The 21150-nt window shown below is 64.1% G+C and carries 23 protein-coding genes and 1 pseudogene; 10 read left to right on the top strand and 14 right to left on the bottom strand.

Annotation, left to right across the window (positions count from 1 at the left end; all coding sequences use genetic code 11):
* Positions 1-24 precede the first annotated feature (24 nt).
* The 5 genes from FPZ47_RS07960 to FPZ47_RS07940 are packed head-to-tail and all read left to right on the top strand — an operon-like array spanning position 25 to position 4019.
* On the top strand, positions 25-1299 hold the full coding sequence (locus FPZ47_RS07960; RefSeq protein ID WP_144945576.1) for a cytochrome P450: 1275 nt from the start codon (positions 25-27) through the stop codon (positions 1297-1299).
* Positions 1296-2099, top strand: coding sequence for an enoyl-CoA hydratase/isomerase family protein (locus tag FPZ47_RS07955; protein WP_144945573.1), 804 nt, complete (start codon positions 1296-1298; stop codon positions 2097-2099). Before FPZ47_RS07960 ends, FPZ47_RS07955 begins: the two co-directional genes overlap by 4 nt.
* A complete protein-coding gene (locus tag FPZ47_RS07950) occupies positions 2093-2527 on the top strand; it encodes a Zn-ribbon domain-containing OB-fold protein (protein ID WP_144945569.1) in 435 nt (144 codons plus the stop codon). Before FPZ47_RS07955 ends, FPZ47_RS07950 begins: the two co-directional genes overlap by 7 nt.
* Positions 2524-3447 carry an SDR family NAD(P)-dependent oxidoreductase gene (locus FPZ47_RS07945; protein ID WP_144945566.1) on the top strand — a complete coding sequence of 308 codons (924 nt, stop codon included), beginning with the start codon at positions 2524-2526 and terminating at the stop codon, positions 3445-3447. Before FPZ47_RS07950 ends, FPZ47_RS07945 begins: the two co-directional genes overlap by 4 nt.
* Positions 3444-4019, top strand: coding sequence for a nuclear transport factor 2 family protein (locus FPZ47_RS07940; RefSeq protein ID WP_144945563.1), 576 nt, complete (start codon positions 3444-3446; stop codon positions 4017-4019). Before FPZ47_RS07945 ends, FPZ47_RS07940 begins: the two co-directional genes overlap by 4 nt.
* 22 nt (positions 4020-4041) lie before the next feature.
* Here the strand turns inward: FPZ47_RS07940 and FPZ47_RS07935 are convergent, their stop codons facing one another.
* Positions 4042-5574 carry an AMP-binding protein gene (locus tag FPZ47_RS07935; protein WP_246133191.1) on the bottom strand — a complete coding sequence of 511 codons (1533 nt, stop codon included), beginning with the start codon at positions 5572-5574 and terminating at the stop codon, positions 4042-4044.
* Positions 5575-5715: 141 nt separating this feature from the next.
* Positions 5716-6750, bottom strand: coding sequence for a TIGR03857 family LLM class F420-dependent oxidoreductase (locus FPZ47_RS07930; RefSeq protein ID WP_144945560.1), 1035 nt, complete (start codon positions 6748-6750; stop codon positions 5716-5718).
* Between the two features lie 44 nt (positions 6751-6794).
* Between FPZ47_RS07930 and FPZ47_RS07925 the strand changes: the two genes are divergently transcribed.
* Entirely contained in the window at positions 6795-7880 is a 1086-nt protein-coding gene (locus FPZ47_RS07925; RefSeq protein ID WP_144945557.1) for a phosphotransferase family protein, read from the top strand.
* A gap of 27 nt (positions 7881-7907) precedes the next feature.
* Here FPZ47_RS07925 and FPZ47_RS07920 read toward each other — a convergent pair whose 3' ends face one another.
* The 8 genes and pseudogenes from FPZ47_RS07920 to FPZ47_RS07885 form a co-directional block, all read right to left on the bottom strand.
* Positions 7908-8729 carry a mycofactocin-coupled SDR family oxidoreductase gene (locus FPZ47_RS07920; RefSeq protein WP_144945554.1) on the bottom strand — a complete coding sequence of 274 codons (822 nt, stop codon included), beginning with the start codon at positions 8727-8729 and terminating at the stop codon, positions 7908-7910.
* Positions 8729-9574: pseudogene (locus FPZ47_RS07915) on the bottom strand (NAD(P)-dependent oxidoreductase); the annotation flags it as partial. The pseudogene FPZ47_RS07915 and the gene FPZ47_RS07920, both read right to left, overlap by 1 nt.
* Before the next feature lie 39 nt (positions 9575-9613).
* Entirely contained in the window at positions 9614-10771 is a 1158-nt protein-coding gene (locus tag FPZ47_RS07910) for a cytochrome P450 (RefSeq protein ID WP_144945548.1), read from the bottom strand.
* A 272-nt stretch (positions 10772-11043) separates the two neighbouring features.
* Positions 11044-12267 (bottom strand): cytochrome P450, encoded by a 1224-nt coding sequence (locus FPZ47_RS07905; protein WP_246133189.1) that lies wholly within the window; start codon positions 12265-12267, stop codon positions 11044-11046.
* Positions 12268-12417: 150 nt separating this feature from the next.
* A complete protein-coding gene (locus FPZ47_RS07900) occupies positions 12418-13242 on the bottom strand; it encodes an alpha/beta fold hydrolase (protein ID WP_144945545.1) in 825 nt (274 codons plus the stop codon).
* Positions 13239-13997 carry an NHL repeat-containing protein gene (locus FPZ47_RS07895; protein ID WP_144945542.1) on the bottom strand — a complete coding sequence of 253 codons (759 nt, stop codon included), beginning with the start codon at positions 13995-13997 and terminating at the stop codon, positions 13239-13241. Before FPZ47_RS07895 ends, FPZ47_RS07900 begins: the two co-directional genes overlap by 4 nt.
* An 88-nt stretch (positions 13998-14085) precedes the next feature.
* Positions 14086-15357 (bottom strand): cytochrome P450, encoded by a 1272-nt coding sequence (locus FPZ47_RS07890; RefSeq protein ID WP_144945539.1) that lies wholly within the window; start codon positions 15355-15357, stop codon positions 14086-14088.
* Positions 15358-15544: 187 nt separating this feature from the next.
* Positions 15545-16177 (bottom strand): TetR/AcrR family transcriptional regulator, encoded by a 633-nt coding sequence (locus tag FPZ47_RS07885; RefSeq protein ID WP_144945536.1) that lies wholly within the window; start codon positions 16175-16177, stop codon positions 15545-15547.
* A gap of 81 nt (positions 16178-16258) precedes the next feature.
* Here FPZ47_RS07885 and FPZ47_RS07880 point away from each other — a divergent pair, with 81 nt between their 5' ends.
* The 4 genes from FPZ47_RS07880 to FPZ47_RS07865 all read left to right on the top strand — a co-directional run bounded on the left by FPZ47_RS07880 (position 16259) and on the right by FPZ47_RS07865 (position 18698).
* Positions 16259-16678, top strand: a complete 420-nt coding sequence (locus FPZ47_RS07880; protein ID WP_144945533.1) for a limonene-1,2-epoxide hydrolase family protein — start codon at positions 16259-16261, stop codon at positions 16676-16678.
* A gap of 106 nt (positions 16679-16784) precedes the next feature.
* On the top strand, positions 16785-17294 hold the full coding sequence (locus FPZ47_RS07875; protein ID WP_144945530.1) for a nuclear transport factor 2 family protein: 510 nt from the start codon (positions 16785-16787) through the stop codon (positions 17292-17294).
* Positions 17295-17304: 10 nt separating this feature from the next.
* Positions 17305-18492 carry a cytochrome P450 gene (locus tag FPZ47_RS07870; RefSeq protein ID WP_144945527.1) on the top strand — a complete coding sequence of 396 codons (1188 nt, stop codon included), beginning with the start codon at positions 17305-17307 and terminating at the stop codon, positions 18490-18492.
* Positions 18489-18698, top strand: coding sequence for a ferredoxin (locus tag FPZ47_RS07865; protein WP_246133188.1), 210 nt, complete (start codon positions 18489-18491; stop codon positions 18696-18698). The genes FPZ47_RS07870 and FPZ47_RS07865 overlap by 4 nt, the downstream gene beginning before the upstream one ends.
* A 41-nt stretch (positions 18699-18739) precedes the next feature.
* Here FPZ47_RS07865 and FPZ47_RS07860 read toward each other — a convergent pair whose 3' ends face one another.
* The 4 genes from FPZ47_RS07860 to FPZ47_RS07845 form a co-directional block, all read right to left on the bottom strand.
* Complete coding sequence (locus FPZ47_RS07860; RefSeq protein WP_144945524.1) at positions 18740-19555, bottom strand: mycofactocin-coupled SDR family oxidoreductase; 816 nt, start codon at positions 19553-19555, stop codon at positions 18740-18742.
* 20 nt (positions 19556-19575) lie between these two features.
* Positions 19576-19785: a hypothetical protein gene (locus tag FPZ47_RS07855; protein ID WP_144945521.1), complete on the bottom strand. Its 210-nt coding sequence runs from the start codon at positions 19783-19785 to the stop codon at positions 19576-19578.
* Between the two features lie 4 nt (positions 19786-19789).
* The gene (locus FPZ47_RS07850) at positions 19790-20239 is read right to left on the bottom strand and encodes a Zn-ribbon domain-containing OB-fold protein (protein WP_144945518.1); all 450 of its coding nucleotides are present in this window, start codon (positions 20237-20239) and stop codon (positions 19790-19792) included.
* Positions 20236-21150: thiolase C-terminal domain-containing protein (locus FPZ47_RS07845; protein ID WP_145039390.1), on the bottom strand; the 915-nt coding region annotated here is incomplete at its 5' end. The genes FPZ47_RS07850 and FPZ47_RS07845, both read right to left, overlap by 4 nt.

Genomic DNA, 21150 nt, shown 5'->3' with positions numbered 1-21150 from the left:
ACATGAGTGCCAGAATCGGATGCTGTGAGCGCGATCGACACCGACGAGCAGCAGTTCGCACCGTTGATCGACCTGCAGTGGTGGCAGGATCATCCGGCTGACCGGTCGGAGCTCTATCGGCGCCTTCGTGAAGCCGGCGGCCCGGTGTTTGTCCGTACCAACCGACCCGACTCGCCGCAGCCCCGCGGGTTCTGGGCGGTCGGCGCCCACCGCGATGTCGTCGACATCAGCCGCCGCACCGGCGACTTCAGTTCCGGGCAGGGAACCCAGATCTTCGACCAGACCGCTGAAATGCGCGAATATCGCGGCTCGATCATCGACATGGACGATCCCGAGCACATGCGGCTGCGCAAGATCGTCTCGCGCGGCTTCACCCCTCGCATGCTTTCCGAGCTGCGTGGCCTGGTAAAAGAGACCACCGCCGAGATCCTCGAAGAGATGCCCCGTTCGGGTGAGTGCGACTTCGTCTCGTCGTTCGCGACGCTGCTGCCGCTGCGCATTATCGACAACATGCTCGGCGTTCCCCGCCAACACGAACAGTTCATCCTGCGCGCGACGAACGTCGTGCTGGGCGCCTCGGACCCCGAGTACGTACCAGACCAGACCGTCGCAGGCATCGAAGCAGCCGTCAGCGACACCAGCGAGCGGCTCATCGAGCTGCTCAAGCAGATCGCCGAGGACCGCATCGCCCACCCCCGCGACGACGTGATCAGCAAGCTCGTCACCTCAGACGAGGAGAACCTGACCCCCCAGGAGCTGGCGAAGTTCTTCATCCTGCTGATCGGCGCAGGCAACGAGACCACGCGCAATGCGCTGACCCACGGGTTGCTCATTCTCAGCGCGCACCCCGAGCAACGCGACCGCCTGGTGGCGGACTACGACAACAGAGCGCCCACGGCGGTCGAGGAAATTTTGCGGTACGCCAGCCCCGTGATTCACATGCGCCGCACAGTGACCCGCGACGGCGTGACGCTGACCGACTCGCAAGGCGCGGTCACCCACACCTTCAACGCCGGCGACAAGGTCGTCCTCTGGTATCCCGCCGCCAACCGCGACCCCGCGGTCTTCCAGGAGCCGGAGCGCTTCGACATCGAGCGAAAACCCAATAACCACATCGCGTTCGGCGGACCGGGACCACACTTCTGCCTGGGGGCCCACCTGGCGCGACTCGAGCTGAATGTGGCGTTTCAAATGCTCTATGCTCGCTACCCCGACATCACCGCCGCGGGCAAACCGGTCATGTTGCGGTCGAACTTCGTCAACGGCATCAAGCACTTGAAGGCCACCTACACACCATGAACGCTCAGGCAGCGGTGCTGTCCGACGTCGCGGACGGCGTCATGACGATCACCTTGAACCGGCCGGACGCGGCCAACGCGGTACGCCCCGACGATCGTGATGCGCTCATCGCGTTGTTAGCCGCCGCCGACGCCGACGAGAAGGTGCGCGTGGTGGTGCTGCGGGCCAACGGCAAGCACTTTTGTGCAGGCGCCGACGTGGGCTCGCTGGCCGAGCGCCGCGCGAAGGGCGAGAAGCGGGTGCTGGAGCCGACCCGGCGCATCATGAACGGCGCGCAGAAGCTGGTGGCTAGCGTGCTGGACTGCAACAAACCGGTCATCGCCGCGGTGCACGGCGCCGCGACGGGCCTGGGGGCCCACATCGTGTACGCCTCCGACTTGGTGATCGCCACCGAGACCGCTTACTTCGCGGAGTCTTTCGTCAAGCGCGGACTGGTCGTCGACGGCGGCGGCTGCTACCTGTTGCCGCGCCGCATCGGCATGCAGAAGGCCAAGGAGATGGCGTTCTTCGGTGAAAAGCTCTCGGCGGCAGAAGCGTTCACGCTGGGTCTGGTGAACCGGGTGGTCAGCGCCGCCGACTTCGATGCCACGGTCACCGACTTCGCCAGCCGGCTCGCCGGAGCGCCCACGTCCGCGATCGCGTTCACCAAACGGCTGCTCAACGACTCCCCCGACACCGATCGGTCCGGTGCATTCGTCGCCGAGGCAATGGCGCAGGAGATCCAGTCGTATTCACACGACTCCACCGAGGGCGTTCAGGCGTTCGTGGAGAAACGACCGACCGAATTCACCGGGTGGTAAAGGTGGCCCGCGCTGACATACCAACGATCGACGCGGCCAGCGCTCCCTACTGGGAGGCCGCCCGGCAGGGTCAATTGCTGATCGCCGAATGCGCGGCCTGCGGCAAGGTCCATCACTATCCGCGCCCGTTCTGCCCCTTTTGCTGGAGTGAGGACGTGCGGCCGGTGAGGGCGAGCGGGACCGGAACGCTGTATACGTATTCGACTGTCTACGTCAATGATTTGGCACCGTTCAAGGAGCGACTGCCATATGTGGCCGCGATCGTCGAACTGGCCGAGGGCCCACGGTTGATGACGGCGATCGAAGGCGCCGATGGTGACCACCTTCGGGTCGGCATGCCGGTCACCGCCGTGTTTCGCCCAGTCGACGACGCCGATCCCGACAGTCCCTATCTGACGGTCTTCACACCAACCGAGGAGAGCCCATGACCGGACTACTCGACGGCAAAGTCGCCCTGGTGACCGGGGCCGGGCACGGCATCGGCCGCGGCCACGCACTCGAACTGGCCAAGCACGGCGCCACCGTGATCGTCAACGACCTGGGCACCAGTTTGTCCGGCGAGGGCACCGGCAAGGTGGCCGACGAAGTGGTGGCGATCATCGAAAGCCGCGGTGGGACCGCAGTTTCGGACTTCAGCGACGTCGGTGACGAGGAGCAGGTCGACCTCGCCGTCGAGCGAGCCTACTCACAGTTGGGGCGGCTGGACATCGTCGTCAACAACGCGGGAATCGTTCGGGACAAGGCGATCTGGAACATGTCCGCCGACGATTTCGACCTGGTGATGCGGGTGCACGTCCGCGGTAGCTGGCTTACCAGCCGCGCGGTCGCCCGCAAGTGGCGCGCGGAATCGAAGGAATCCGGCGGAAAGGTCTACGGGCGCATCATCAACACCACCTCCGGAGCCGGTCTGCACGGCCACTTCGGGCAGACCAATTACAGTGCCGCGAAGGCCGCAATCGTCGGTCTGACCCAGACCCTGAGCCTGGAGTTGGCGTCGATCGGCGCCACTGTGAATGCGATCAGCCCGGGTGGTCGGACCCGGATGTCGGCGTCCATGCCCGGCGCGCAGGCGCCGATCGAGCCCGACGAACGCGCCGAGGACGAGTTCGACCTTAAGGACCCGTCACTGGGTTCACCGGTCGTGGCCTGGTTGGCCAGTCCGGAGGCTGGCCACATCAGCGGCCAAGTGATCCGCGCGATGGGCGAACATCTTCAACTGCTCAAGGGCTGGCATCCTGTCGCATCTGTCTCCAACGGCCAGAAGCGCTGGGATGCAGAGAAGCTCGGCGCCATCATGGCTACCGACGTGTTCGGCACTCGCAATACCGGCCTGCGGCTCGGCGGATGACCACCGCGGCGGAAGTCGAGCGGGAATTTCGACGCTATTTCATGACCGGCCCGGTGCTCGAGGACTGGCAGGCCTGGGCCGGCCTCTTTACCGACGACGCGACCTACTTCGACCACTTCTACGGAACGTTCACCGGTCCGGCGGAAATCACCAAGTTCCTCGAAGGGACGATGGGCGCCGCACCGCAGGTCTACAGTCCGCTGGTCTGGTACGTCATCGATGGCACGCGGGTGGCATACACCAACCGCGCCGATAATCCGCAACCGGGCGCAGCGCCCATCGACTTCCCTTCGTATCAATTCATCGAGTACGCCGGCGGTGGCAGATGGCGTTCCGAGGAAGATGTTTGGCTGCTGCCCGAGATGAAGCAGTTCGCGAAGCGCTACGCGGCCGCCGAAGCCGCACACCCGCAAACATTGCAGCAGAAGCTCCGCCGCGAGGACTGGGGGCCTTGGGTGGACTGGGCACGCCCGGAACCCAGCCACGACGCGGCGCCGTCGTGGCTGGACAAGCCCGGCTTCACACCGTTCGCCGGCCTTCAGGACATCGATTTCGGAGTCCGGTCACACTGAACCCTGTTGTCGCGTGAATGTTTCAACCGCCGCCGGCACCGAAGTGGTCAGTGCGCAATTGGGCTTTGCGCACCTTGCCCAGCGAGGTGCGTGGTAGCTCGTCGACGATGGCGAGACGTTCTGGGGTCTTCTGCCTGGACAATCCCGATGCGGCAAAGTGGGCGCGCAGGTTGTCGAGGTCGAGCACGCACCCCGGTTTGAGGATCACCACCGCGGCGACCACTTCACCGTAACGCGAATCCGGGGCCGCGACGGCAACGCCGTCGGCGACCGCGGGATGCGCGTTGAGGACCTCTTCGACCTGACCCGAGGAGATGGTCTCGCCGCCACGGATGACGACGTCCTTGATCCGGTCGGTGATGGTCAATCTGCCTTGGGCGTCGAGCTGCCCGAGGTCACCGGTGCGGAACCAGCCGTCGGCGGTGAACGCGTTGGCATCCAGGGCGGGGTCTTGGTAACCGATGAACTGGTCAGGACCGCGCACGACGACCTCGCCGTCCACGCCCGGCGGGCAGTCTGCGCCGTCGGTCCCGACGACGCGGACCGCAGAACCCGGCAGCGGCTTTCCGTCGGTACGGAGACGGGCCCACTGCGGCTCGCCCTCGTGTTCGCCAGTGACAGTGGGGTGTTCGGTGGCGCCGTAACTGCGGAAGGTGCTGATTCCGGCTCGCGCGGCCCGCCGGCCGATCTCCTCGGCGACCGGTGCGGCCCCCACGAGAAACTCCCGCAGACTTGCGAGCTTGCCCCCGGTGTCGCCCAGGTCCAGGATGCCAGCCAGGTGAAACGGTGTTCCCGCGGTGCAGGTCACGCCGAAACGATGTACCACCTCGACGGCCAGTGCCGGGTCCCAGCCATCGGTGAAGACGGTCCGGGCGCCGGTCAACAACGGCCGAAGCATGGACGCCAAACCCGCGATGTGGCCGGGCGGAAAGGTCACCAGCGACACGTCGTCGGGTTTACCGGCCAGCAGCGCCGGCATGGTTCTCTGCTCGGCGAGAACCGTGTTGTGGGTGTGCTGCACGCCTTTGGGCGCAGACGTGGTGCCCGACGTGTACAGGAGCAGGCACACTCCGTCCGCATCGACGGCGGGCCGTCGGTACTGGGTGGCGGGCGTGTCCAGTTGCGCCCACGCGCGGTAGCCCTCGCCCGGTTCGGCGTCCAGCATAACGACATGTTGCAGCGAGTCGCTGCGAGACAGTTGTTGCAGCCGTGTGCGGTACAGCGTCGATCTGTGTCGCTCGGGCATGATCAGTACTTTCGCGCGCGACTGGTCAAGGATGAAACTCACCTCGGTCACGCCGTAGATGTGCACGATCGGCACCAGCACCGCGCCGCACAACAACACCGCCTGATAGGCGACCGCACACTCGACACGATTGGTCAGCTGAACTGCGACCGCGTCACCGGCGCGCACCCCGAGCCGCTGCAGCGAGGCCGCCACGACCAAGGCCTGATCACGTATTTCGCCCACCGTCGGACTGCGCACTGCATCGTCGGTTACGAACGTCAATGTCGCGCTGCCGTATTCGTCCGCAGCGGCTTCGAAGGCATCCAAACACGTACTGTCCGAGTGCCAACCGTCGCGACGCCACGTGTCGCGTAGGTGCTTGTTGTGTGACGACATCAGATCCATGGCCGAATCCTAGGATTAATCCGCTCGATATTTAACCGTATTTCAGCTAACCTGATCAGCTGCCTACGCGAAGAGGGGACCGAGCCGCCCGGGTGTACTCCCGTGCAACACCAGCTCGTCCGCCCCCGCTTGTCGGTAGCGATGAAATACTTGGCCGCAGGTAGACGCCGACCCGGTCGCCGCCGCCTCACCGGTCCATGCCGCAGGCAACACCGACGCGACCTCGACGAGTTGCTCGCGGGTCAGGACGGAATCGGCGGAGCCTTTGATGTCGTTGAGCAGCGGATGGGATCGTAACCGTGTCAACGGCTCCGGACTCCACCCATTTGTGGCCGCCAATCGCTCTCCGAAGCCCGGGATCTGGTAGTAGGTCACCGCTCGTGCTCCGACCACTGCGAGTTCTTCCTCGGGAGGAAGCTCGCAAGCCACCACCACGGTGACGTAAATCCGTACGCTGCCGGCCGGCCGCCCGGCCGCGCGCTCGGCGTCGCGCACGACACTCACCGACCGTTGCACGGCGGCAGGCGTCAGGAATGGATGCAGCAGCACGCCGTCGAAGTGACGACCCGCGAGCTGCAAGCCCTTCGGTCCGATCGCTGCTAAAACGACCGGCGGCACCGGCTGATCAGGTAAGTCGTTGAGCCGCAATGATGGAAAGGTGCCCGCGGGCCCGTCGTAGCGCACCTTCTCCCCGCGGCACAGGCGCCGGAAGATGTCGGCGTGGTCGACGATCGAAGCATTAGTGGATGTCGGTAACCCGGCAGCCTTCCACATGGCGTCCAGCGAGCGGCCAACGCCAAGGACGAACCGCCCCCCGGACAGCGCCTGCGCCGTCATCGCCAGCGATGCCAGTAGTGCAGGATGACGCGACTGGCAATGGGTTATGCCCGAGGCGATTCGGACTCTCGACGTGACCTGGCTGACCGCGCCGACGATCACTCCGAGGTCTTTGGTTCCCCACCGTTCGCTGAGCCATATCGTGCGCAGACCGAGGCGCTCGGCAGCTTTCGCCTGACCGACCACGGCGCCGGGATCGGTGACGCGTCCGGGAAGCACGTAGGCCCCCGACGCCGGACTGCCCGACCTCCTGCCCTCCATGATGGTTATTCTGACAGTAGTGTTCAGTTTTGGAAAGGACGCCGATGGCGTATAAATCCGCACGCGGCAACATGGGCGACCGGGTGGGCGAAGCGCTGCTGTCTTGGCTGCCGCCGCGGCTGGCTCCGGCCGGCGCGACAGCGTTCCACATCTCGGAATTCACTGCACCGCCGGCCGGGTACTCGGGCAAGACGGCGTTTTTCACCGCCGCCTGGGTCGACGGCGGCGGCCTACGCCGTGCTGAGGATCTCGTGCTGCGCGCGCAGGCCCACGACCACCAGTTGTTCACCGTGCCCGACGCGCCGCGACAAGCCGAAGTGATGCAACGACTTGGTGCACACGGCATCCCAGTTCCGGAGATTGTCGGCATCGAACGCGATGCCGCTGTTCTGGGGTCACCGTTCTATGTGATGCGCCGAGTACGGGGGCGCACACCGTCGGACGTTCCGAGTTGGCACAAGCGGGGTTGGACCGTCGAGCTGTCCGCTGGCGATCGGGGGCTGCTGTGCGACAACGGGCTACGCGCACTGGTCGACGTGCACCGCGTCAACGACTCTGACACGTTGCGTTTCCTCCGCGGTGACGCCGACCCCACCCGTACGGCGTTGCAACGCTACCTCGACAAACTCAGCGAGTGGTACGAGTGGTGTCGCAGCGATCTGATCATCGGCGCGGGTGTGCTCGCTCACGCTCTACGAGTGCTCCTCGAATCGGCACCCGACAACGATGCCGAGACGGTGGTGTGGGGCGACGCCCGCGTCGGAAACATGTGTTTCGGTGACGACTTGTCGGTGGTCGCATTGTTCGACTGGGAGACCGCAGGCACTGGTCCACCGGAAATCGACCTCGGGTGGTGGCTGATGTTCGAGCGTTTCCTGTGCGAAGCACTGGGATTCACACGTCTGGCCGGTGTACCCGACGACGGCGAGACCGTCAGGCGCTATGTGCAATTCGGCGGGACCTTGACCGGCGACATCGCCTACTACCAACTGCTGGCCGCGTTCGTGTTGTCATTGATCAACAACCGACTCGCCCGGCTTTTGGTGCGCGACGGCCTCGATTCCGCCACGGCTCGTAGCTATCCGCAGACGTCAGTCGCGCTGGTCGAGCGGTATCTCAACCAGATCTGACGAAGCCGAGGCAATGAGGCGACAGCGTTAGAACTGCGCCATGCCCTGGTCGACCGACAACCGGGTGGCTGTGACGAAGCGTGACTCGTCCGAGGCCAGCCAACACACCGCGGCGGCAATGTCTTCCGGTTCGCAGGCCCATTGCGGCAAAAACGGGGTCCCCATGTTGTTCAGCGTCGGGTTGGTCTCGATCGCGGCGAACAGCGCGGCGATCATGTCGCCACCGCCCATCGGAGTGTTGACCGGACCGGGATGCACGCTGTTGACCCTGATGTCGTGTTTGCCCAGTTCGGCGGCGAAGGCCCGCGCCATCCCCGTCACAGCATGCTTGCTCGCTGTGTAATGCACCATGTACGGCTGCACCTTCACCCCGGCATAGGAGCTGATCAGAATGATGGACCCGCCGCGGCCTCCGTCGATGATCCGCTGCGCACCGGCCATCACCGTGTTCCACGTACCAGTCACGTTGACGTCGATGATGTCGCGAAACGACTCGGGCGTGATCTCGTTCCACGGCGCCGGGACACATATTCCGGCGTTGGCCACGATGACGTCCAGCCCGCCGTAGGCCTCGACGCCCGCGTCGACGGCCGTCCGCAGCGCGTCCAGATCGCGGATGTCCGCGGCAGTAGCCATGATTCGGCCACCTGCGGCCTTTACCATCTCCACGGTCTCGGCGAGGTCGTCGGGGGTGGCCGATGGGTAACGTACTGATTCGGGTAGCGGGGCGGCGAGGTCGACGGCGATGATGTCGGCCCCTTCGGCGGCCATTCGCACGGCGTGTGCGCGGCCTTGTCCTCTAGCGGCGCCGGTGATGAACGCGACTTTCCCCGCGAGTCGACCCGTCATCAGGGTGTCCCCGCGCTCGCGTGGTCCAACGCCAGCGGTCCCTCGCGTACTGCGGTGTCCAGCAGCCCCAGCTCCACGCCTGCCTCGGCCGCGGCTTCGCGGCACGCCGCGATGTCCTTGCGCAAGAACGGCCCGGCCAACTCCGCGAACCGGTCCATGCCGCCGACGCGGTGCGCCTGTTCCGCCGCGTGACTCCTGGCGCTGCACACCTGCAGGGTGGACAACAACACCTCCGGTGCGACGCTCAACCGGTCTCCCAGTTGCGTTGCCGCGGCAAGGAGTTGGGCGTTGGCCGCGAACAGCAGGTTGTTGATCAGCTTGAGCGCCAGCGCGCTGCCCAGTGCACCGGTCGCCACCACCGGGTCGGCGTAGGCGCGAAGGATGGGCGTTACTGCGGCGACGGCGTCGCTCGGTCCCCCGATCAGCACGGTCAGATTGCCCGCAGTGATGTTCTCGACGGTGCCGCTGACCGGCGCATCGAGGATGACCGGCGGCGCAGGAGAACCGTCGCGTAACGCCTCGAGGGTGGACAACGTACCCGTCGTGTGAGAAACGAAGATAGCACCTGGTTTCGCATTGGCGATGAAACCGTCAGACCCGAGACCGGTTTCGCGCAGCTGCGTATCGGAAAAAAGGCAACAGATGAGGATGTCGCTGCCGCGTGCAAGGTCAGCAACCGAATCCGCCGTCGCCGCACCGCTCACCTCCAGGCGGCGGCGGACCTCTTCACGACGGGTATATACCACGGCCTCGTTGCCAGCGCCGAGCAACCGCTTGATCATCGGCTCACCGAGTTGTCCGGCGCCAAGAAATCCGACCGTGTTCGCCATTGCTCTTGTTAATCGTCGATCGTCGGCGTACTGAACGCGCGCAGCACGCTCACGTCAGTACCATGTCAATTGTAGAGAGTCCAGGCCGAAGATCTGACCGCCATGCTCCTTCGCCTGCTCGGCGAGTTTGTAATCCGGAATACGCTTGTGCCACTCCTCTAGGACCACAACCATCTCTTGGCGGGCCAAGTGGGAGCCGAGGCAGCGGTGCGGTCCACCACCGAACGAGAGGTGACGAGTGACGCCCCGATCCAGGTCGACTCGCCGCGCGTCTTCATAGACTGCCTCGTCGCGTCCGGCGAGCGCTAACGGGAACGACGCCATATCGCCAACCTTGACCGGACATCCATGAAAATCCATGTTCTGCACTGCTTTTCGTGCCGTCTGCACAATCGGATAAGCGCGCAGCATCTCCTCGACCGCCTTAGGTATGAGCGCCGGTTCGGCGACGAGCCTGGCACGGTCGGTTGGATGACTTGCGAGGTGCCATATCGCGTAGGACAACTGGTTGGACACCGTGTCGAGCCCCGCCATGAACAACAGCAACAAGCAGTTGAGCAGCTCCAGGTCGTTGATCGGTTCGCCGTCGATGGCCCAGTCGACGGCCTTGCTGACAATGTCGTCGGCATCCGGGTCACGGTTCTCGCGCCGCTGCTGAATCAGATTCGAGAAGTAGCCCATCACGTGGCCCATACCTTCGAGCCTGGCGGCGTTGACCTCCTCGCCTACCCCGCTCTGATGCAAGATGATGTCTTCCCAGGCCAAGAACTTATCGAGATCCTCGACGGGCATGCCCATGATCGTCAGGAATACCGTCGACGGAAAAACCCTCGAAATCTGGGCCACAAAGTCGCAGCGGCCGTTGGCACTCAGCCCATCGATCAGTTCCGCTGCGAGCCTTTGCTGGTCTTCCCGCAGACCTTTCACGCGGCCGGGCGAGAAGTACTCTCCCAGCAGGTGGCGCCACTTGGTGTGCTCGGGCGGATCGAGCATGACAGGAATCCACTTGTAGGGCGGATCCGGTTCCGTCGGCACAATAACGCTGCTCGACCAGAGTTCTGGACGCTGCAGGCCGTCGTGTATCACCGAGTTCTCGGTAAAGACCCAGTAGTCCATGCCCGCCTCGCTGTTGCGAAACGCCGGACGGGCGTCGTCTTGACAGTGATCCAGGCGACGGAAGTGCGTCAGGGCAGGTGAATCCGGCGTGTTCATCTCAACATCCTTGACCGGGCACGTTACGGTGGGCTGACTCTCGCTCATGACGTCCTTCCGTGGCGTGTTGCGTCGAGTGCTATCTCAAGCACCCTGCGGCTCGCATACTACGACAGTCCACTGTCAACATGATGCGACTTGCAGCGACCGACCCAACCTGGCTCATCAAACTAGGTTAACTATGTGGTGTGGCGCGCGCAACGGCCGTCGGCCGTGCCCCGCCCCGCGGCTCAGCCAAGCCGTGTGGGCCGGGATGATCCGGCGGCCTCAGCTCAGGAACCAGCCTCGGCGCCCGGCGACGCCCCGACGCCCCAAACCAGGGGCAGTGTCGTGAGGCCCAACTGGCCACCCGTTTCGAACAGTTCGGCGCCTGGGGCGAGCCGATAGATCGGAATGCGCTTGTGCCATTCCTCCATCGCGATCTTGAGTTCACGGCGGGCGAGGTGTGAACCCAGGCATCGGTGGGGTCCCGCGCCGAAGGCGATGTGATTGTTTGGTTTACGTTCGATATCAATCGTGCGGGCATCTGTAAAAGCGGCGTCATCACGTGTCGCGGCGCTGAGCGGGATGTTCACCATGTCGCCGGCTTTGAATGGGCAGCCCTGAATTTCGATGTCTTCGGTCACCTTACGGGCCGGGATGACGATCGCATAGGCCCGTACAAATTCCTCGACGGCAGTTGGGATGAGTTCAGGTTGCTGCACGATACGGTCGCGATCCTCGGGCGTGCGAGCCAGATGCAGAAAGATCCATCCGAGCGTGGCGGACACGGTGTCCAAACCGGCCATGAACATCAACAGGCAAAATGACAGGAGGTCGGCGTCGGTCACGGGTTTGCCGTCGACCTCGTAGTTGAGCGCCTTACTGACGATGTCATCGCGTGGCTCGATCCTCCGCTCGGCGATGATGGCCGCAAAGCGTTGCATCACCGCCACGGATGCGTCTGCTCTGCGCCTCACACCCTCTTCATCGTTGGCGATGTGCAGGATCGCATGTTCCCATTCCATGAACTGGTCCAGCTCGTCAACGGGCAGACCCATCATCTCCAGAAAAATGGTGGTCGGAAATTGCTGGGCGAAGTCAGCCATGAAGTCGCAGGATCTCTTGTCGGCGAGCGCCTCGATGAGGTCGATGGCGCGTTGCCGGACCGCGTCGTCGAGGCGCTCCACTGCCCCGGGCGAGAACAGCGGACCGAGTTGACGTCGCCACTGTTTGTGCTCATCGCCGTCGAGCATCTCGGGAATCCACTTGTACTGTGGGTCGGGGTCGAGCGCAGTGACGACGCTGCTGGAGAACACCTGCGGGTTCTGCAGGATCGCCAGAATCCCCTCGTGATTGACAACAGTCCAAAATCCAGGGCCGAATTCGTTTCGGAACCAGGGGAATTGGCCACGCAGCTCGTCGTAAGTTCTCATCCATGTGCCTGCTGGCGCGGTCTGCGTGTAGTCGAAGTTGAGCACGGGGCATTTGTTGGTGTGGTTGTCAGTAGTCGTCACGGGTTGTCCTCTTCCTCCACTTTGTTGTTCTCACTGTGTCGGTTGGAGCCGGCACTGATCTGAGCCGCCAACGGGTTGGCGCTGGTGAGGTCGTCGGGCCCGGGGGCCCCGGTCGTGCCAGGCGCTGCCAGCCGGGCGGTCGCCGAGCGGTCATCCGTTGCGGATCGCTGCGGCGAGTTCTTGCGGCGCGTCGGTCATGACGAAGGTGGAGCAGTCCGGTATTTCAGTCAACGTGGCGCGCGGGAAAGCGTCGCGAAGTCGGTAGGCATGGCTGACGGGGAAGAGGTTGTCGTCGGTGCCCCAGGCCAGGGTGAATGGTTTGTTGAACGCCTCAATCGCCGGCGCGGCGCGCACCGTGAGGGCGGGATCGAGCGATGCGGTCACGGTGACGGCGTCGCGCCGGGCCGTCCGGCTGGTGGCGAAGGCCCCGAAGATCTCGCGTTGCCGCTCGGCGGTCGGGGGGTGCTTGGCCACCGCCGTGAGGAAGCTCTGACCTGGCTCGGTGGCGAGCAAACGCAGAATGCTGGCGCCGACGGCGGAGCTGAACCGGCACAGCTTCACGATCTGCGCGAAGGAGCCGGGCGGAAAGTGTTCGTAGCTATCGCAGTTCGTGAGCACCAGGCGTGCGATGCGGGACGTGTCCAGAGTTGGATCACCCAGTGAGGCCAGCACCAGGCCGCCGCCGGTGTCGTTGGCGACCACGGCGACATCGGTCAGGTCGAGTGACTCTAAGAAGTGGACGATGCGCCGGGAGGCCGCTTCGGCGCCGAGGTCGGCGCCGTCGGTCTTGGTGCTGTGTGCGCCTAGCGGCCAGGTCGGGGCGATGCAGCGGAACCCGTCGCCGAGTTCGTCGATGACGTCGTTCCACAGGGCGCCGGTCACGAAAACGCCGTGTACGAACAGCACCGTCGGACCCATCCCGGTGTCGGTGTAGTCGATGTCGAGTCCGTCGACGCGGGCCGTGTGGTTCGTCATCTGGACTGTCCTTCATATAGATCGGGCAGTTCGAATGCTCGAACGGCGTTCTCGAACAACATGGCTACTAACACCAAGCCGAGGTCAGCGATGACGTCGATGTCGGCGGGCCCTGACGTGGAGGGGAAGTCGTGGACTAGTCGGGTTCGACCGGCATCGTCGATCGTGAACAGGGCGCCGTTGATGGAGTCAGTGGCGAGGTAACCGCCGGCTGGATGCGCGGCGAGTCCATCGAGGTGACCGATCGGGGTGCCATCGCCGATCGGGGTGACGGAGCGGTCGGCGAGGCCAATCGCACTGAGGTAGCCCGTCTCGGGTTCATCGGGATCGGTGCGGAACGGGCCGAGTCCGCCAAATCCCACGGCGATCAAGCGATCCTCTTCGGCGATCAGGCCGTCGGGATGATGCAGGAGGTCAGACTCTAGCCAGGGCGCCCACCCGCCGTCCGGGGTCAGCCGCCAGATAGTGTTCTTGCCGAGATCGCCGACGTAGACGTCACCATTGGGGTGAACGGCGACACCGTCGATGTACATCGAATTCGGCGCGTCGTAGCGGGCGACGATCGTCGCGGCGTCGATGTCGATCACAACCAGGGCGTGCGAATCGGCGGCGTAGAGCCAATCACCATGTACTGCGATATTTTTGACCTGACTGAGCCCGGTGAGCCATTTGGGCTCGATGGTTGCGCCGTCGGTGTCGAGCTTGGTCAGGAAGCCGTCGCCGTGGTCGGGGACGGGGATGGTGCTGTCGGTCATGTTCGAGACGTAGATGACGCCGCGTGTGGGGTCGTAGGCCGGCGACTCGGGTTGGGCGAACCCGTCTGTCATCCACCGCTGGGTGAGTTCAGGCATCATGAAATGCGGCCACCGCGGGCGCGTTAAACCGCATCGGCACGGAGCCGAATCCGTAGACCAATCCGACGTCGCGATGAAGATGCAGTGCGGTCTCGTCGATGACGTAATCGGGCAGGCGGTGCAGTAGCTGCTGGAGCATGATCATCATCTCCAAGCGGGCTAGATGCGCGCCGGAGCATCGGTGGATTCCCCGGCCAAAGGATAAGTGCCGGTTATTGTTCCGGCGGAAATCTAACTGTGTCGGATCGTCGAATATCTCTTCGTCGAAGTTCGCCGACGCCCAAAGCATGAATACCCGCTCACCGGGTTTGACAAGGGCGTCACCGACTTGGGCCTGCTCACGGGCAGTCCGGCGGAAGCCCTGTACCGGGCAGACATAGCGCAGCAGTTCCTCGATGGCCGATCCCCACAGCGGGTCCTCGATGGGCGTACGGGCGAGTTCGGCCCGCAGATCGGGGTGGCGCTGCAACTCGACCAGCGAGCTGGCGACGGCATTGGTGGTGGTGTCGAGCCCGGCAAAGATGACGACGGCGACGATCTGAAGCAGCTCAAGGTCATTGAGCAACGCTCCCTCCACCTCGGTTTGGGACAGCGCCGTCAGCACGTCATTACGAGGGTTGGCCCGCCGATCCTGCACCTCAGCGAGCACTGCGGGTAGATCGATCTTGGACGGGTCCGGCCCAGTTTGACCGGGGTTTTCGAACTGCGACAGCACCGCATCCGACCATTGCTTCCACCCTTCAGTCGGAAGTCCCAACCAGTCGAGGACGACGATTGCCGGTACCGGTGCGCAGAATGCGCTCACGATTTCGCATGACCCCAAGTTAATGAACGCATCGATGCGCTCATCAGTCACGGATCGGATGTAATCTTCGCGTGTGCGAACGGCTTTCGGGGTGAACAAGGGGTTCAACGCGCGGCGGTACGCACCGTGCAGCGGCGGGTCGTAGAACACCGGAGGTGCACTGCCCTTCCCGCTCTCGAGCAGCGCGGACCGTTCTTCTTCGGGGAGCGCGTCGGGGGCGTGCGGTACCAAGTTGCCCAATGCCGAGGAGAACGTCGCGGCGTCATCGGCGACGCGGACGATGTCTTGGTACTTCGAGGTGACCCAGAAGCCGCCCTGGGCATCGCTCCATTTGACGGGGCAGTGTTCACGCATTTCGGCGTAGACCCGTTGTGGGACGCCTTCTTGAGCGAACCCGGGAGCATGATGGTCGAAGTGGTCCACCAGGTCGTTCACGACGTCGTCGGGAATTGGCACCTTGAGCTCCTCAACACCACGGGGACAGTTCACCGGCGAGCTCTGCGCTCACGGCGAAGCGGGGGCGTCAGTTTTGCCGACGACCATAAGACATACGATCTGTATGTGATTAGCGTGCAAACAGTATGTTCAGATACGGTCTGGCGTGTCAACCGCTAACGGCTGAACGACGGGACGCGACCGCGCCTCACCGCAGGGGCGAGGAAACTCCCAGTCCGGCTAGCAGCTGGCTGATCGCCGCGATTCCTTGGTCACGGGCGGCCATCGGCTCCGGGGAGTTCGCGATCACCAGCGCCGCTTCGTCCACGGCCGCCAATAAGACGTGAGCCAGAACTATCAGGGGCTGAGCCGGTAGGGATCCCTCTAAGACAGCGCGTTCGAGAAGTCCGTGAATGGCCCCAACACCGTACCGGCCTTCAAGCTGGCGCCAGGTCTGCCAACCCAGAACAGCGGGCCCATCGATCAGCAAAATGCGCTGGACCTCAGGAGTAAGGGAAGCATCGAGGAATCTCAGGAGGCCGGATCGTAGCCGGCCGAGCGCGTCGCCAGTGTCCTCCGCGCCGCCGGCGGCGGCCAGCAGATCCTCTTCGACCTGCTCGAAGACCGCCTGGAACAACGCACGCTTGTCATCGAAGTGGTGATACAACGCCCCGCGGGTCCCGACACCTGAGGCCGCCACGATCTCCTCGGTCCCAGTCTCGAAATAACCTTTCTCGACGAACAGCTTTCGGGCCGCAGCGATCAACGCCGCGCGGGTGGCTTCGGCCTGGGCAGCGCGAGGCGTCTTTGCGACTTTCGCGGACTGTTGACCTCGGGACACGCGCTCAGTATATTCCCATACTGCCTGTAGGTGATATACATTCAATCTGTACGCTAAAATTTCCCGGAAGAGGCCCTCGCCATGACTGATCCGATCCAGCTCGTTGAGACCTTTTGTGGATTGATGGAGCAGCGCGACGCGGCGGCCCTCAAGCCCTACCTCGCCGATGACGCGGTGTACCAGAACGTCGGCATGCCGGCGACCGTAGGCGCCGAGGCGATCGCCGAGAACCTCGGCCAGCAGTTCGCCGTGTTCCCCGACTCCTACGCCTACCGGATGATCAACATCGCCGCCTCGGGCAACACCGTACTCACCGAACGCCTCGACATGATCAAGACGCCTGCGGGCGAGGTGGTGGGAGTTCCCGTGATGGGAACCTTCGTGGTCCACGACGGCAAGATCGCTCGCTGGACCGACTACTGGGACACCGGCCTGCCGATAAAAATGATGACGGGCGAAGACGTATCGGGCCTGATACCAAGCAACTATCTGTCGGCCTGACAGCCACGATCATCGTGACTGCCTCCCAAACGCTACCGAAAACCTTGCACTGCTCGCAGACTGCGAAATATCCGATGACCAGAACGACGAGCTGAGAGGACATACCATGGACCGGGATCCTGAAGTCCAACGCCTGATTGACGAAGCGGCCATCCGCCGGCTGCTGGCACAGTATCCGCGGGCAATCGACCGGCAAGATCACGAGCTCTTGGCTTCACTATTTCATCCTGATGCGATCGACGAACATGGCCCGATCAACGGCCCTGCAACGGAATTCGTGAACTTTATGAAGACGGGAAGCGTGCCAGGACACCACTGGATGCACCACAACGGAACGCAGTTGATCGATATCGAGGGCGATGTCGCGCACACCGAGACCTACACGCTGGCCTTCTACCGTGAGCCCGACAGCGACGGCAAGCACAGCAACCGAGAAGTATTTCTTCGGGTCCGATACCTGGACAGAGTCGAACGCCGCGAAGGGCAATGGCGTATCGCGCACCGCAAGGTCGCCTTCTCGCCGTGCCATGTGCTCACGGTGACCGAGGAATACCCGATGTGGGAGGGCACGATTCTCGAAGACATGGCTGGCGCCGACGCCACCTACCAGCGATAGGAGACCCGCAATGAAGACCAGCACAGACATTGAGCAGAGACCAAATTTCTACGAGTCGGCGCCGATGGCGTTCGATCGCAGCGCGGGTTGGCGCTACGTTCGAGACCGCGGTGATGTATACGAGGCCGACGGCATGTGGTATCTGACCAGCCTGGAAGCGGTCCGATTCGCACAGCACCACCCCGAAATCTTCTCCTCGGCGGGCGGTTACGACGTCGGGAGCCCAATTCCCATGGTGCCGTTGATGATCGACCCGCCCGATCATGCGCGTTATCGGCGCCTCTTGGATCCTATGCTGTCACCGCGGGTCATCAACGACCTCGAAGACGACCTGCGTCGGCAGGCAGCGGAACTGGTCGAACCCCTTGTCGGTCAGGGGCGTTGCGACGCCATCACCGACCTTGCAGAACTCTTCCCGACGCAGGTACTGCTCACGCTGCTCGGGTTGCCAGTCGCCGACCGCGACAAATTCAAATTGTGGTCCGACGCCTTGACATCCGACGCTTCCAAAAGTGAGGCCACCCCTGCGGCAATGGAGGCCGGAGCAGCGTTGCTCGGCTACCTGCAGGAGCACGTCAACGTGAAACGCGGTCGACCCAACCCCGGCAGCGACGCCATGATCGATCGCCTGCTCGCCGTGGCCGATCACGAAGGTCTCACCGACCTCGACATCTTGGGCATGTGCTTTCTGTTCGTCCTTGCCGCGTTGGATACCACCACCGGTGCTATCGGATTCACCATGTACCACCTGGCGCGACGCCCCGACCTACGTCAGACCGTCATCGACGACCCGGCCCTGATCAACCCGCTCGTCGAAGAAATCCTCCGACTCGAGCTACCCGCTCCGATGGTCCCCCGACGAACCACTCGCGAGGTCAACGTCGCTGGAGTCACCATCCCGGCAGGAGCAATGGTCCGCATCTGCATGGCCACGGCCAACCGGGAAGCCGCCAGTGGTGCTGCCCCAGACGAGATCGACTTGTCCGCCGCCGGACGCGCTCACCTAAGTTTTGGCGGCGGCATTCATCGTTGTCTGGGGTCACATTTGGCCCGTCGCGAACTCAGATTGATCGTTGAAGAATTCCACGCCCGCATCCCTGACTACGAGCTCCCGCAGGGATTCGAGCCCCGAATCGCTTGGCCTACAGGGACATACCATCTGGAGAGCCTGCCTCTTGTCTTTAAGGCACAAGGGTGACGAAGTTTGAGATCGATTCCGACCTGTGCGTGGGACACGGCCAGTGCTACCTCGTCGTGCCCGACCTGATCGAAGACGACGAGCGAGGCCTAGCACATGTCCGCGGCGACGGGCAGGTGCCCGTTGATCACCTAGAGGCGTTGCAGCGGGCCGAAAAATCCTGCCCGGAAGGGGCGTTGGTGCTCACCGAAGACGCACCGGACTGACTGGGACGAACGCAGCACCCGATGCAATTGCCGGAACGCTGTCAACGGACGGCGAAGCCGGCGTCGAGTGGCCAGGCGGTGCCGGTGATGAACTTCGCCTCCTCGGACACCAGGAACGCCACCGCGTTGGCGATGTCCTCAGGCATCAGGATCTGGATCGGCAGTGCGTTCTGCATCGCCGCGACCGCGGTGTCGTTGGCCTCCAGCAGCTTGCCCATGGTCTCGTTCATCACCATCCCGGTGGCGACACCGGTCGGATGGATGGTGTTGACGCGGATCGAGTACTGCGCGAACTCGTTCGCCCACACCTGCATCAGCCCGACCAACCCGCGCTTGGCCGCGGTGTAGGCCTGACCGCCGGCCCGGTCCGTGCCGGTGCCCTTGAGTCCTGCACTCGACGACGTCAGCACGATCGATCCGCCGCGACCACCGTCGATCAGGGCGCGTTGGGTCGCTTCCACGGTGTTCCACACGCCGACGAGGTTGACGTCGATGATGTCACGGAACGTTTGCCGCCGATCGCCGCCAGAACCCAGTCGAATGACGCCGGCGTTCGCGATCACGATGTCGAGGCGCCCGAACTCGGCGAGCCCATCGGCCACCGCCTGTTCGACGGCGTCGGCGTCGCGGACGTCGGCCTGACGGGCGACGGTGCGCCTGCCCTCCTTCTCGACGAGCTTGACCGTCTCGCCGAGGTCCTCGGGGCTGGCGTTGGGGTAGTCGATGGAACCGATGTCGCGGCAGATGTCGAGCACAACGATGTCCGCGCCGTCCGCCGCGAGCCGGACCGCATGCGCGCGTCCCTGGCCGCGGGCGGCTCCGGTGATGAAGGCGACTTTGCCGTTCAGATTACCCATGGTCCCTTGCTCCTCAACGCCTATCCAGTCATGCTGCCGGTGTGAATCCTCGCTTGTCGCAAGCCCTCCTGAGGGTCGTCGACCTCGATGTCCCAGTCACCGCACGAGCACGTGCAACGGAAGTGACCATTGACGGGCAGGATCGCCTGGCCGTCACACGATCCGCCGGTGTTGGCGATGCTGGTGAGGAACTCGAGGGGCTTCTCGTGCAGGGCGCTGTCGTCGGACACGGCGTTACTCTTCGCCCTGAGCGCCGACCCGGAAGACGGGCAGCAGCCAGCCGTCGGCGATCGGTGAGAAGTCAACGCGGACCGGCAATCCGATCGTGACGTCGGCGGGTGCGACGTCGACGATGTTGGAGACCAGTCGCGCACCGGGCGCGTCGGGCAGGTCAAGGACCGCCGGCACCAGCACCAGATCCGGCATTCCGGGGAACCCGTGCACGACCGCGAAACTATAGATTACCGCGTCGCCGCTGAGACCGACCCAATTCACTTCCTTGGACTGGCAATTGGGGCAAAACGGTGTCGGTGGCAGGCGGAAGGTCTGGCAGTCGCCGCACTGTGGCGCCACCAGCCGCCGTTCCTTCGCGGCCTGCCAGAACGGTTCGGTGTCCTTATTGACCGCGATCCGGACATGCTCGCCGGGGATCGCCGTAGCCAACGTGGCGGCGGCGGTGCTCATGCGGCGCGCCCCAGGATCAGCCCGCTCACGGGCAGGCTCGCCGGCCCTCCGGTGACGAGAGCGAGTTCGGCGTCGGCGACCTGGTTGATGGCGGTCCCGCGCATCTGCTCAACCCCTTCCACGATGTGGGTCATGCCGATGACGTAGGCCTCGGAGAGTTGGCCGCCGTGGGTGTTGACCGGGATCGAGCCGCCGTCGTACCGAATCGCTCCGCTTTCGACGAACGCGCCGCCCTCCCCCTTGCCGCAGAACCCGTAGTCCTCGAGCTGCATCAGCACCATCGGGCTGAAGTGGTCGTAGAGCAGCGCGACGTCGATGTCGTCGGCGCCTATACCGGCTTGCTCGTAGAGCCGCTTGGCGATGGGTGCGTTGCCCGAGGAGGCGAAGTATTCGTCGGGCATCCCCATCCAGGCGAACGCCCTCCCCCATTCGCGGACGCCGCCGTGGGCGGCGGCGACAACCGGCACCGGTCGCTGCCGTAGATCGCGGGCCCTGTCCATGCTGGTGGTGATCACCGCGACGGCCCCGTCGGTCTCTTGGCAGAAGTCGTAGAGGCACAAGGGCTCTGCGACCATCCGGGCTTTGAAATAGTCCTCCAACGTAAGAGGGTCCCTATGCATCGCCTTCGGCCTGTTGGCCGCGTTGCTTCGCGTGGACAGCGCGATCTCGGCGAACGCCTCGCGGCGGGTGCCGTAGAGGTGCATGTGCCGACGAGCCATCACCGACATCAACTGGCCGGGCCCGAACAGTCCGGACGGCTGCAAGAACGAGTTGATCGGATCCGGCTCGATCGCCGAGAACACCGAGCCCAGGCGCTGTTTGGATTGTTGCAGCGCCATCACCGTCACGACGACGGAGGCATCCCCGGCCACGATGGCGGCCCGCGCCAGCCCGATCGCGCCCGCCGACCC

It is taken from the genome of Mycobacterium helveticum (genome assembly GCF_007714205.1).
Classification (GTDB): Bacteria; Actinomycetota; Actinomycetes; order Mycobacteriales; family Mycobacteriaceae; genus Mycobacterium; species Mycobacterium helveticum.
The sequence above is the reverse complement of the archived record's forward strand: the minus strand, read 5'-3'. Positions and strand labels throughout refer to the sequence as shown.

Bases quoted from the DNA above. Each gene is read 5' to 3' on its own strand.
- FPZ47_RS07955 (WP_144945573.1), top strand. From the start codon at position 1,296: ATGAACGCTCAGGCAGCGGTGCTGTCCGACGTCGCGGACGGCGTCATG.
- FPZ47_RS07945 (WP_144945566.1), top strand. From the start codon at position 2,524: ATGACCGGACTACTCGACGGCAAAGTCGCCCTGGTGACCGGGGCCGGG.
- FPZ47_RS07940 (WP_144945563.1), top strand. From the start codon at position 3,444: ATGACCACCGCGGCGGAAGTCGAGCGGGAATTTCGACGCTATTTCATG.
- FPZ47_RS07930 (WP_144945560.1), bottom strand. From the start codon at position 6,750: ATGGAGGGCAGGAGGTCGGGCAGTCCGGCGTCGGGGGCCTACGTGCTT.
- FPZ47_RS07925 (WP_144945557.1), top strand. From the start codon at position 6,795: ATGGCGTATAAATCCGCACGCGGCAACATGGGCGACCGGGTGGGCGAA.
- FPZ47_RS07920 (WP_144945554.1), bottom strand. From the start codon at position 8,729: ATGACGGGTCGACTCGCGGGGAAAGTCGCGTTCATCACCGGCGCCGCT.
- FPZ47_RS07910 (WP_144945548.1), bottom strand. From the start codon at position 10,771: ATGAACACGCCGGATTCACCTGCCCTGACGCACTTCCGTCGCCTGGAT.
- FPZ47_RS07900 (WP_144945545.1), bottom strand. From the start codon at position 13,242: ATGACGAACCACACGGCCCGCGTCGACGGACTCGACATCGACTACACC.
- FPZ47_RS07895 (WP_144945542.1), bottom strand. From the start codon at position 13,997: ATGACCGACAGCACCATCCCCGTCCCCGACCACGGCGACGGCTTCCTG.
- FPZ47_RS07880 (WP_144945533.1), top strand. From the start codon at position 16,259: ATGACTGATCCGATCCAGCTCGTTGAGACCTTTTGTGGATTGATGGAG.
- FPZ47_RS07875 (WP_144945530.1), top strand. From the start codon at position 16,785: ATGGACCGGGATCCTGAAGTCCAACGCCTGATTGACGAAGCGGCCATC.
- FPZ47_RS07870 (WP_144945527.1), top strand. From the start codon at position 17,305: ATGAAGACCAGCACAGACATTGAGCAGAGACCAAATTTCTACGAGTCG.
- FPZ47_RS07860 (WP_144945524.1), bottom strand. From the start codon at position 19,555: ATGGGTAATCTGAACGGCAAAGTCGCCTTCATCACCGGAGCCGCCCGC.
- FPZ47_RS07850 (WP_144945518.1), bottom strand. From the start codon at position 20,239: ATGAGCACCGCCGCCGCCACGTTGGCTACGGCGATCCCCGGCGAGCAT.